Genomic DNA, 12,633 nt, shown 5'->3' on the forward strand with positions numbered 1-12,633 from the left:
TAATTCAACTCCTCATACTGGGGAGTTTATCAGCACTTATGCCAAAAGTGTCCTGATTTCTCTGGACACTTTTTTTTTGACCAATTCCTATTTGAAAAATTCAAATTAGGTGATTTGAAGCTTTGAAGGACTTTTCTTCTCCTATTATGTTAATCACAAGTAAGTTTTACTAATGTGGCGGCTTTTTTGGATTAAAAGAGAAAATCAAAAACTAAATGCCATGAAATCGAGCAGAACAAAAACGCCAAACACTAAGACGATTCCTAGCCAAGCGAGATTCCATCTAGCCTTAAAAAAAAACTATAATCAGATGAAAACATCGTTAATTCTTGCAGGCATCATTGGCCTAAGCCTGACAGTCTCTTGTGTGTCAAAAAAGAAATACACAGAACTTGAAAGCAACCTTTTTAGAACTCAAACAGAACTAGCCGTCTCCAATCAAGAGAAAACTGAATTGGAAGAAAAAATGTCAGCCATCGAGGCTCGTGTAGCAGAATACAATTCCAGAATCAACTCGCTTCGGGAGACCAATGATCAGTTGTCCGAGAAAAACAGCGGGATGCTGAGCATTGAAGGTGCTGCTGTAATGTCAAAAAATTCCAAAACTAAAATGAAAGAGACCCTGACCAAAATAGATCCAAGCCTGCTTGCAGGAGCCAAAACATTGGAGGACTCGGTCAACCTTGCCATCGGACATAATATCAGACAAAATTTCACCGATCAGGGTGGGGATGCTGATGATATTCAAATTGATATTGACAAAACAGTAGTGATGATCTCGATTTCGGATAAATTACTTTTTACCACAGGCAGCTATCGAATCAATTCAAAGGCAGAACCTTTGCTTAAAAAACTTGCTGAAGTAATCAACGCTGAACCAAGTTTACAAGTAATGATAGAGGGACATACTGACTCAAGAACAATCTCTACCCCGGCTTTGGAGGATAACTGGGACCTGTCAGTTAAAAGAGCTACCTCAATCGTCAGAATGCTTCAACTGAAATATCAAGTTGCGCCGGAAAAAATGATTGCTGCCGGTAGATCTTCATACATGCCTTTGGTTGAAAATGACAGCAAAGACAATATGGCCTTGAACAGAAGAACCCGTATCGTCCTGATCCCGGATTTGGACATGTTCTTCTCAATGCTATAATACACCAACTACCACAATTCAACCAACTGAAAGACAGGCCTTAAAGGCTTGTCTTTCTTTGCCTTTGAAACCAAGTCGTTCAAGACTTCAGTCCTGCATGATGCAGGTGGGCTTAAACCTAGGAATATGCAATCTTCGAACAGCTTTTTGAAATATATTGAATCAACAATCTGCCCTAGGCAGGAACCCCCGTCGGTGAAGAAATGCCCATGAGAAAGGCTTCTCACACAGGGGAATGATTATAAAGGGCATTCCATGTGACAGCTAAAAAACAAATTATAAACACATGAAATTAAACGTCTTTTTTTCCGCAAAGAAAAAAAGAGTGCCAATTCAATCGTCGTTGGATTCATTTTCAGTCGCTATCGCTCTAACAGCGTGCGCAAAGACTCCACAGTCAATCCTCAATTTCTCTAAAAGAAGGCCCGCTGTGAACTCAAAGTAGAGATCCATTGCCAGAAATGTATGCTGCAATTTCCATCCTTTGATCGTGCGGAAACTAATTCTCTGTGGTGATTTTTTTTCAGTGTCAATCAGTACTCCAAGGTACCCAACGCAAATTTCATTAAAACCTCCTGGAAATAAAGGGTGTAAACCGCCTGCGCAAGATCTGCTTGCGCTCTCACCATGGTTTGATTGGCTGTTGAAATATCTACAAAGCTGGAAAGTCCAAGCCGGAAACGCTCGCTCACGGCCTTAAATGCCTCTTCGGCAGCCAAAACTTGGACTTGGGAATTTTTTTCCTTCCGAAGGGCCGCCGAGTAATTCTGATGGGCCAATTTCACATCTTGGTAAACTTTCCGCTCGATCGATTCCTTGCGAAGGAGTTGATTTTCATATGCCGCACGACTGCGGGTGACGTCAAGCCTAGCTTGGAAGTTTGTGAAAATAGGAATCACTATTCCAATACCCCGCGTATTCTGAGGGTAAATCCTTAAAAACTGCTCCTGAAGGGAACGACTGTCGAGTGAGGTAAAGAACGTGTTATAATTGTAAAAAGCATTCAATCTCGGAAAATACATCGCTTTCAAGGCTTGCATGTCCTTTTTAAAAGATGTAGCGAGCAAGGATTGTTGACTTAAATCCTGACGGTTGGATGTTGCAAGCTCATAGAGTTGAACAATGTCCAAGCCATCGAAAGAACCTGTCTCGCGGATAGGTTCCACTGATTCTATTGACGGCACCACACCGGGGGCCAATTGGAGGTATTCGCTCAACAACCAAAGGTTATTTTGAAGTTGAACCGCTGCATCGACTTTTACAGATTCAAGTCTTGCCACCTCGGATTGCTGATTGTATAGATCAGAAATGGTTCTTAAGCCCGCGTCGACAAAACCTTCGATTTGAGTAAGCTGTTGTTTTTGATTGTCTAAGTTTTCGCCTGCAATTCGCAATAATTCCTGATCCAACAATACCTGAAGATATCTTTGAGACACATCAAAGATCACTTGTTGTTTGGCCCGGTTTAGTCCTTTTTCTCCCGCTTGTAAAGCGAGATTGGCGGATTGGGTATCCAGAATTCTTCGACCGGAATTGAATAAAGGCATGTTCATGCTTAGGTTACCGCCGACGATATCATTGGTCACATTGGTCACCACAATTTCACCTTCGATTTGCTGGAACTGCTGACCACTTTGTCGGGCAATATTGGTGGAGACACCCACATTGGGCAGATGGGAAAGAAAAGCTACTTGCTTCTCCCGCTGAAGAATGGACATATTGTTTTCCTGAATTTTATAGTCCAGATTTTTACTCAGCGCAAGATCCACCGCCATTTCAAAATTCAAAGGTATGGTATCTTGAGCTTTGACATTTCCGACTAACAGGAAGACACCTAAAAGCGTGGTAATGGAGAGTTTATTTTGCAATCGCTTCATCAGTTTCTATTCTACCGTCTACTAAATTGATTAATCGGGTGCCGAAATCGGCGTTTTCACGGGCATGGGTTGCCTGAATGATGGTTGTTCCCTCGGCGTGTAGTTCCTGGAATATCTCCATAATCTCCCTGGCCTGCCCTGAGTGCAAATTCCCTGTTGGCTCATCGGCCAAAAGCACTCTGGGACGTCCGGCAATTGCCCTGGCTATGCCTACCAATTGCTGTTGACCTCCTGAAAGTTGCGCAGGAAAAAGATCCTTTTTGGCCACCATATTGAATCTGTCCAAGAGATCGGCAATGATGCTTTTTCGCTCAGAGGAGGAGACACTTCGGTAGAGCAAAGGCGTTTCAATATTTTCATAAACTGTGAGTTCATCGATCAGATGATAGGCCTGAAAGATGTATCCAAACTCACTTTTATGAAGGCTGGACCGTTCTTTATCCTTCATTTTGCGGATACTTTTATCCCCGAAATAGTATTCACCTGCATAGTCCTCATCCAGCAAGCCGAGGATATTCAGCAGGGTGGATTTACCTGCTCCCGAAGGACCCATTAGTGTAATAAATTCACCCTCTCCGATAGTCAGGTTAATTCCTTTGAGTATAAATACCCGCTGGAATCGCGACTCGATGTACTTATCAATTTCTTTAAGTTGAATCATTTAGGATTGAAAGATTTTAAAATTGAAAGATTGGAAGATTTCATAGGTTCAAGGTTCAATGTTGTAAAGTGGGAAGGCAGAAGTGTTGGATATATCGGATTTGTCTGCCGCGGCGGATCGGACATCAGGCAATTACTCACTTTTTAAAGTTTTGGAAGGATTCATGGTGTAAACTTTCCAGCTACGGTACCCGATTGTGATCAATGCCAAAAGCAGGACGATCAAAACAGCATACAGATACGGCCAGATTCCGATGGAGGCTTTATTGGCAAAGGCTGCAAGCCAAGCGTCGGTAAACCACAATCCAAAGCCTATAGCCAAACCGGCAGCTAATCCCAACAGCCTGAAAAAGTCTGCGGAAAGGACGGAGAGGACGTCATGTTGCGTTGCTCCAAGTACTTTCCGAATACTTATTTCACGAGTTCTCCGTAAGGCGACATAAGACACTAAACCGAATAATCCCATGCAGGCGATGAAAATCGCAATTCCGGAGAACAGTCCAAACACTGCCCCAACGCGCTCTTCAGAGCGATACAATTGGGCGTATTCCTGATCGACAAACTTGTAATTAAAAGGTCGGTCAGGAGCCATTTCTTTCCAGGTTTGCTCAAGCCTTGCAAGATGTACAGCAGGATTCCCTGCAGGAAGTCTTAGCAGTAAAACATTGGCTTGCTCAGGATCAATAAATATCGCAAGGGGACCAACTCCATGGTGCAATGAATTAAAGTAAAAATTCTTAACAACACCCTTGACATGGGCCATCCCTCCTCCAAAATTCACTTTTCTTCCGATAGCTTCCCCGGCATTCCAACCCAGCTGCTGAAGTGCAGATTCATTTAAAATGACGGGGTATTCCATTGAGGAATCATAGGCCATTGTTCTGGAAAGATCCGTGTCCAGAAAGTTTTCTCCTTCCAAAATTTCCAAGCCTATGGTTTTGACTAAGTCTTTGTCTACGGAATAACCCGTGATCATAAATTCATTTTGATTGTCTCCTCCACGAAAAATGCTATACCCAGCTTTGATATATATCGGCATATCTGAAGCCAAGGAAATGGATTCAGCAGCTCCGGTCCTAAGCATTTCCTGCTTGACTGCATCAATAGATTTACGCATGTTGTAATGATATGGCAAAGCAATTACCTGTTCCCGTTGGTATCCAAGATTGACTTCCCGCATGTAGTCAAGCTGTGATTTGACTACGAAAGTGGAAATCAACAATCCCATAGAAACAAAAAATTGAAAAACAACCAAGGACTTCCTGACCCATGCTCCTCCTCCAATTTTCACTTTGTTGCCCAAAGCTTTGATAGGTTCCAAACCTGAAAGAATCACTGATGGATACATCCCTGATAAAAGTCCGATGATAAGAACCAATCCGGCCAAAAGAAGCATTCCAGGTATTGAAAAAAGTAAGTTTAGGTCCAAGGGGGCCCCGCTCAACTTGGCAAATTGAGGTGAAACAAGGTAGATAACAAATAAACTTAAAGCTGCAGCCCCAAAGGACAAGATCATCGATTCGGAAACAAATTGACCGAAAAGTTGAACTCTGTCAGCTCCCATCACTTTTCTAAGCCCCACCTCCTTGTTTCGCTCAGTGGCTTCAGCCGTCGCCAAATTCACATAATTGATAATTCCGATTGCAATCAACAGAATGGCGACAAGTCCAAAAATGTAAAGATACTTAATATCTGTGCCTGGCTTCACAGTTCTGATCGTTTGATCACCCAGGTGAATGGAGGTAACAACTTGAGGAAAAAAAGAGGTTTGAAAACCATATTCCTTTTGAGCTTCTCCCAAATATTTCTCCACCATCATTGGAAGTTTTGCTTCAAATTCCTTGGGGTTTGACTCAGGCCGAAGTTTTGCATAGCTGTAATAATTGCTTGGAGACCACTCGGGATTTCTGCCATGCCGGTGGGTTTTGAACGAAGCCAAAAAATCAAAATCCAAATGGCTGTTGCTGGGAAAATCTTCCATCACACCTGTGATGAAGTATTCTTGTCCATCGATTTTCAAAGACTTTCCTTCTGCATTTTGGGCTGAACCAAAATATCGCTTTGCAGTGCTTTCAGTAAGGACCAATTGATTGGGTTCATTGAGTAACTTTCCTTTTTGACCTGCCAGGATTTCAAAATCAAAAACTTGGTAGAAATTATCGTCCACAAACGCAAACCGAGACTCCTCCTGATTTCCTTCACCTGCGTCGACCATGACTGAAGAAAAAATACTCAGGTCAAAAACCAGTGTACCAGTTTCCACTTCAGGAAACTCCTCAATCAAGGTTGGCACCAAGCTCGAAGGAGTGGTTCCCACCAATTGTTTTTCCCCTCCTGAAATAAACTCCTGATTGAACTTATAAATCCGATCTGCACCGGTGTATATTCGGTCATAGCTCCATTCATGATAAATGTAGAGCGATATCACAAAAAAACTCACCAAGGCAATGGTCAAACCCAACAAATTAATTCCTGTATAGAGCTTCCGCTTCTTCAGGTTTCTAAAAGAGACAATCAGATAATTTTTCCACATGGCTTTTGTATTGGAAAATTTTAAAGACTTGTCCGCCGTGGCGGATTGAAATATTAGAAGATTCATCTAATCCAATTATTCACTCTAAGCTTATTTGTATTCTCAAGAATGAGTGTGGCCTGATTTCCTGAATACTGTAAACTGCGACTGAATACTTCTTCTACCCTTTTCCACTATTATGCCATAAAAAAAGCCCCTGAATTGGCTTCAGAGGCATTTTTTTGGATTTAAGCCTAGTAAATACTCGAACATTTTTGTTCGCCAGCGAACAATGATCAATTCTCAATGGTCAATTTCCAATACTCAATTTTTCCATAGCCAAAGAATGTTCTCTTGTGTTTTGCTTCTTGTGTCTTGATTCTTTCTTCTTGTTTCTTGTTTTTTTGTCTTCCTCAAAACTTCCTATACTTCCCATCCAGGAACTTATTAGCTGCTTTTTCCGAGAATTTAGCTTTTCTGCTGTCCCAGTGGAGCATTTGATTGGGGAATCTTCCTGCAATCACTCCCAGCAATATGGTCTCAGTTAATCGGGCTGAATACTCAAACGGTGCAGTACATTCTCCATTTCCTAAGCAAGCATCCACAAACTGGTGGTAATGCTTCTTGCTTTCTCCATCATAGTCCTTCACCGGTGCTCCGAGATTAAATGGTGCTACCTCAAATTCCTGATATTTCCCGTCCACAATGAGCCGAGGCAATTGCTGGAAGTGAGGCAAAAGCAAGCGGCCTTTTTCCCCCATAAACATGGCACCCTGTTCCGGAAGTTTTTCTCCATTTGGCAATTTCAAATCTTCATGATCAGCAGGAGCTCCTGGTCCATCATACCATACCCACTTGAGCGTCTCGGCGGTATATGGAGTGGCTGGAAATTCATACGTCACGATATTATGCTCCGGAAAACCGAATCCAGTGGGTTGACGGCATTCATTGATAATTGTCCTCGGGACATCCAATTGAAGTGCATTGTATGGGGTATCAAAAATGTGTACTCCCATATCGCCGAGCGTTCCACAACCAAAATCCATAATTTTTCTCCAGTTGCCCGGATGGTAAACTCCTTCCTTATACGGTCGTTCGGGAGCAGTACCCAACCAAAGATTCCAATCCAAATTAGCCGGCACAGGATCACTTCCGGTAGGTTCAGGTCCATCGTAACCCCAGTTTTTCGGTGACCAAGCACGAACTGTATTTACTTTACCTATGATACCTGATTGGATGAGTAAGGTAGCTAGTTTGTAATCGTAAAATGAGTGCACCTGTATTCCCATCTGAGTCACCAAGTTTTTCTTCTTTGCCAAAGCCTTCATCTTTCGAGCCTCTGTCACATGGTGGGTCAGGGGTTTTTGGCAATAAACAGGCTTATTTATATTCATTGCCATCATAGAAGCTGGGGCATGGGTGTGGTCGGGAGTTGATACAATCACCGCATCGACGTTATTGGCCATTTCCTTAAGCATAATTCGGTAATCGGAATAGGTTTTTGCATTAGGAAAAAGCTTGGCTGCGGCAGCCAAATTATTGCTGTCCACATCACAAAGCGCAGTAACATCAACCAAGGAATGGGAAGAAATAGCCTTTAGATCCTCGAAACCCATATTTCCAACTCCAATATGTGCGGTACGAAGCCTTCCATCTGCTTTCATATTTGCCAGAGCAGCTGGCGATAATGCCAATCCGAATAATCCAAGTCCGGTTTTCTTAAGGAAATCCCTTCGGTCGATAAAGGTGAATTTTTTACTCATATCCAGTTATGTTATTTTTTAAAATCTATAATTCCTTGATTCTGATATTCCTGAAATGAACCACATCTCCATGTCCCAAAAATCCGATGTGTCCACTGCTTCGCTGCAAGCCAGGATGGTCTTTCTTATCCATGGTCCCATCTTTACTTGCCTCAAGGTAGTCGCCCTCCAAAATAGTCACCCCATTGAGGATTACTTTAATTTTTGGATGCTCTACGATCACTTCTTGTTGATTCCACTCGCCAAAGGGTTTCAAATATCCCCGCTTGGCGGGCATCACGCCGTACACCGAACCATGGTATTGGTATTCCTGTAGCTCTGCGTATTTCTCTGCTTCGTTGTCCAGAATTTGAAGTTCCTTTCCAACATAGGCCGCATCGCCCTCCAAAGGCGCGTGGATGCCCAAACCATTATTGGCGCCGGGGGTAAGCTGAAACTCAAATCTTAGAATGAAGTTTCCGTATTCTTTTTCTGTAAAAAGATTGCCCCCACCAGTTCCCTTAGGGTCAATTATGATCATTCCATCCTGTGCCTGATAAGAGGTTTTATTTCCTACCCACCCATCTAAATTATTACCGTTGAAAAGTGGGACAAAACCTTTCTCCCCACTTGGCTTTTGGCTACTGCATGAAATCAATAATGCAACAAGGATCAAAACCAAAATAGAAGTAATCGAATTTAATTCTCGCATCATTTTATTTTTTGGCGATTCTTAGATATCTACAAAACTAATCGACAAATCGACTTTTCAAGGAATTTTCTAAACAAATGCCTTTTTTAAAAAAATAATTACTTTAAGAGACGTTTATTCATTTTTTCGGAAAAGCTCTTTCCTACAAAAGATGAAAAAAAGGCCTTAAAATTTTTCTTCACAGGCCTTAAAATAGCAAGGATTACAAATAATTCTGGAAATTATTCATCCTTCAATACTTTTGCTGGGTTAGTCTGGGCTGCCATATAGGAATGGAGCCCCACAATTAGCAGGCACAGCAACATCACTCCCAGTCCAGATAACACATAAATAAAATAAGGCATATCCACCCGATATTGGAAACCATTGAGCCAATCCCTCAAGAAGAAATAGGCGGGAAATACTGCAAGCAAAAATGAAATTCCAACCAAAACTAGGTAATCCTTTGAAATCAGAGCCAAAATTTGAGTCATGGTGGCCCCTAAAACTTTTCGGATGCTGATTTCTTTGGTTCGTTGAGCAATGGTATAGGAAGACAACCCAAAGAGTCCCATCGCAGAGATTAAAATGGCCAGGATACATGCTGCACCTAGCACATTTCTTATCCTCAAATCTTCTTCGTAAAACTGGTTGATCTCCTCATCCAAAAACTTGAATTCCGAAGTTTCAAAAGGATAAACATTTTTGAAAATGGCTTCAAGTTCTTGTTTGGAATAAGCTAGATTTTGTCCTGGTTCAAGTTTGACTGTGATCGATTGAAAATACTTCGGATTGGTGGTCATGATCATTGGCCTTATTTCTTCTCTCAGAGTTCTGGAGTGAAAATTATCAAACACGCCTATAATCTTCTTCTGTCCACCTCCAAATCTTATTTCAAGGTTTAATGCAGCTTCAGGCTCTGAAATACCCGCTTCTTTCAGAAAGTTTCTATTGACCAAAATCTCATCAGGATTGGTCAAAAGGCTATTCCCTGCTAATAATGGAATACCATTTACACCGACGAATGCCGAATCCACATTCATCACCTGGACATATACCTGCTTCTCCGTGGTGTCTACGGGAATATAAGAATCCGATGTCCACAGGCTTGTAGAGGAAACCAAACTTCCGCTCAGACTGGATCCTTTGACTACGGCATTCTGATTGATTCTTTCCTGAAGCTGAACCATTTTTTCGGTCGGGGACATAAAAGGCAGACTTGCATACATAATTGCGCTTTTGTCAAAGCCCAATGGCTGGCTAGAGACAAAATTAATCTGATAATTGAGTACCAAAACCAAAATGATAAATGCAATGGAAGATGAAAACTGAATGACAGTCAGGTTTTTTCTGAGAAATATTCCAAGAGAAAATCGGGTATGGGCAGCCTTCTCCCCTTTCAAAGCTCGCTGAGGATCATACCCTGAAAGAATCATTGAAGGGTAAATACCGGAGACAAAGGAAAGAATTGCCGGAAACAGGAAGTAAAACATCAAATTTTGCATGGCAGAATAATCTACCAAAAAGCCATCTGGCAAGTAGGACGCAAAAACTGACCGAAGCACCTCAACCAATACCATTCCTGTTCCAGTGGCTAAAATCACCAACAAGTAAGTTTCAGTTAAAAATTGGAAAATCAATTCTCCGCGTCTTCCACCCAGTGTTTTCCTGATCCCAACTTCCTTGGCCCGACCAATAGCCTGAGCGGTTTCCAGATTGACAAAATTAAGGGTAGCCAAAGCCAAAATAATCAATCCGATATAGATCAGTCCGTTTAGAAAAACCTTTGAAACGGCCGTATCAGTATAGTTCTGCCCAAAGTGCATTTCTGACAAAGGCTCGGCGGTAAAACTGGTATTGCTGACCTCATTTTTAGAATAGTTTTTTTCAGCCAATTTATTCAAAGACTCACCTAAACCATCTTGATCCAATGGACTTATCACTTTCACAAATAGCTGCGAACTGGAATTCACATTGCCCCAGCTGTGAAGGCCATACCATTGTTTTTGTTCTTCTGTCTCAATGGTAGAATAGGATATAAAGTCTCTGAAAATGAAATCCGTATTTTCGGTGTAATCCACCACCACTCCGGTGACTTGAGTCAGGATCGTATCTTTATCAATCCACATCAATTCCTTTCCCAAGGCATCAAGGGGTTGAACTCCCGGAAAATACTTTTCCAGGTTGCTTTGTGTAATTACTACAGTATTGGGTTGGAGAAGCGCACTGAGAGGATTTCCTGCGAGCCATTTTCTGGGGAAAATCTGAAAAAAACCAGGATCAGCAAAAGTTACTTTATCGGTTCTTCCCATCACTCTATTTCCTTCCGGAACTACAACTAAAGTCTGATATAGCGTATTTAGCCTTCCCTTGGCTTCTATTCCCGAAATTTCAGAATCGATCACCTCGCCCAAAGGACCTGGAGTGCCTGAGTTTGGGTAATTTTCTCCATTTGAATAGGAAGTTGTTGTATTGATCCGAAAAATCCGGTCTCGATCCGGATGAAATCGGTCAAAACTGTGGGCATGCCAGACCACATTGAAGATCAAAAACGATATCGAAATCCCAAGCGAAAGACCTAAGATGTGAATGGCAGTTCGGAGTCTATTTCGAGTCAAATTCCTCCAGGCGATGGTGAAGTAGTTTTTGAGCATGATCTGGATTGAAAGATTTTAAAATTGGAAGTACTTGTCCGCCGTGGCGGATTGGAAAATTTAAGTTGGAAGGTGTTAAAGTTGTAAGGTTTCCTTTGGTCAAGGGCCAAACTATATTCAAGGCCTCGTAAATCGTATTTCGTAACTCGTTGTTCCTTCAAATCAATCCATAAACTCAAGGCTGATGCTTCCACCTGAGCTTTGCATTGAAATCAAAGGGCCTCCACCGTTCATTTTCCCAACGATCAAATCCTTTTTCATCTCACCGTCGAAATTTTTTAAGTGCGTGTTCACCCGTCCACCACGTAGGTCCAAATTCAATCCAAGTCCTGCAGGAACCTCAGCCGATATACTTCCACCTGAGCTTTTAAAAGACAAATCTTCTTCTATTGCTAGCAGTTTGGCCCTGATCGAACCTCCACTGGTACTGGCTGTTATTTTTCCGGTAATGTCCTCAAGGGTGACACTTCCGCCGGAGGTATTGACACTCACACTACCCCTCAGGTCAGCTATCTTTACTGCCCCTCCACTGGATTGCACATCTACTTGGCCTTCAAAATCAGTCAATGAAAAAGAACCCCCGGAGCTTTTGGAAGTCACTGTGCCGGATGAATTCACCACCCGGATGGATCCACCGCTGGTTGAGATTTGCTGTGAGCCTTTTAGATTATCAATGGAGATGGAACCTCCACTGGATTGAAATTGGGAGGAGATTTCTATCGGTGCCTGAACTTTAAAAGAAAGGCTGAGGTTGTTTCCGTTTTTCCAGCCATCATTGCTTTTGCTTTTCACTTTCAGGGAAATGGTATTCCCACTTTTGGAAATATCCAAAATGTAGTTTTCCAAAAGTTTCTCCACTTCTGCGTCTGTGGATCCGATTTCCTTACCGTTTCTTTTGACAATCATGTCCACAATGACCTGGTTGCCGCTGACGCCAGTGACAGACACACTTGATCCGGAAGTTTCCACTTCGAGATTTCCTTTTCCGCTGAGCGTAAACTCCTTGGTAAGATAGGGATCAGCCTGAATGAGAGCAGATACTTGTTGGACAAATGCAAAAAACAGAGCGAGAGATAATCCGAGTACTACAAGTTTTGAGTTTTTCATGATGGAATTGAAAATGGACAATTCCAGTAATCCTACTTCTGTGCCAGTGAAAAAGTAGCTCCACTTGTTCAAATCAAAGGTTTTATGCCCAAAAGCATAAAGTACTCGGACAATTTTGTTCGATAACGGGCAAAAGAAAAAGGAAGAGAATTAAAAAATGAAAAAGTTGAAGGGTTCAAAAGTTGGAAAGTTTAAATGTAGTAAAAGTTGAATGGCTAATGAAGCGTGTATTTTCAA

General features: G+C 42.0%; 8 protein-coding genes. 1 reads left to right on the forward strand and 7 read right to left on the reverse strand.

Translation table 11 applies throughout. From position 1 onward, the window contains the following. Positions 1–310 precede the first annotated feature (310 nt). Positions 311–1,153, forward strand: coding sequence for an OmpA/MotB family protein (locus BLQ81_RS04490; RefSeq protein ID WP_092728799.1), 843 nt, complete (start codon positions 311–313; stop codon positions 1,151–1,153). 533 nt (positions 1,154–1,686) lie between these two features. Here the strand turns inward: BLQ81_RS04490 and BLQ81_RS04495 are convergent. The 7 genes from BLQ81_RS04495 to BLQ81_RS04525 all read right to left on the reverse strand — a co-directional run bounded on the left by BLQ81_RS04495 (position 1,687) and on the right by BLQ81_RS04525 (position 12,468). After that, positions 1,687–3,030, reverse strand: coding sequence for a TolC family protein (locus BLQ81_RS04495; protein ID WP_092728754.1), 1,344 nt, complete (start codon positions 3,028–3,030; stop codon positions 1,687–1,689). Continuing rightward, on the reverse strand, positions 3,011–3,691 hold the full coding sequence (locus BLQ81_RS04500; RefSeq protein ID WP_092728755.1) for an ABC transporter ATP-binding protein: 681 nt from the start codon (positions 3,689–3,691) through the stop codon (positions 3,011–3,013). The genes BLQ81_RS04495 and BLQ81_RS04500 overlap by 20 nt, the downstream gene beginning before the upstream one ends. Before the next feature lie 132 nt (positions 3,692–3,823). Then, entirely contained in the window at positions 3,824–6,289 is a 2,466-nt protein-coding gene (locus BLQ81_RS04505) for an FtsX-like permease family protein (RefSeq protein ID WP_245693170.1), read from the reverse strand. Positions 6,290–6,615: 326 nt separating this feature from the next. Beyond that, on the reverse strand, positions 6,616–7,965 hold the full coding sequence (locus BLQ81_RS04510; RefSeq protein ID WP_092728756.1) for a Gfo/Idh/MocA family protein: 1,350 nt from the start codon (positions 7,963–7,965) through the stop codon (positions 6,616–6,618). Positions 7,966–7,990: 25 nt separating this feature from the next. After that, positions 7,991–8,656 carry a 3-keto-disaccharide hydrolase gene (locus tag BLQ81_RS04515; protein ID WP_092728801.1) on the reverse strand — a complete coding sequence of 222 codons (666 nt, stop codon included), beginning with the start codon at positions 8,654–8,656 and terminating at the stop codon, positions 7,991–7,993. Between the two features lie 221 nt (positions 8,657–8,877). Further along, positions 8,878–11,289 carry an ABC transporter permease gene (locus BLQ81_RS04520; protein ID WP_092728757.1) on the reverse strand — a complete coding sequence of 804 codons (2,412 nt, stop codon included), beginning with the start codon at positions 11,287–11,289 and terminating at the stop codon, positions 8,878–8,880. 162 nt (positions 11,290–11,451) lie between these two features. Next, a complete protein-coding gene (locus tag BLQ81_RS04525; RefSeq protein WP_092728758.1) occupies positions 11,452–12,468 on the reverse strand; it encodes a DUF4097 family beta strand repeat-containing protein in 1,017 nt (338 codons plus the stop codon). Positions 12,469–12,633 lie beyond the last annotated feature (165 nt).

This window comes from Algoriphagus alkaliphilus, assembly GCF_900103735.1.
Classification (GTDB): domain Bacteria; phylum Bacteroidota; class Bacteroidia; order Cytophagales; family Cyclobacteriaceae; genus Algoriphagus; species Algoriphagus alkaliphilus.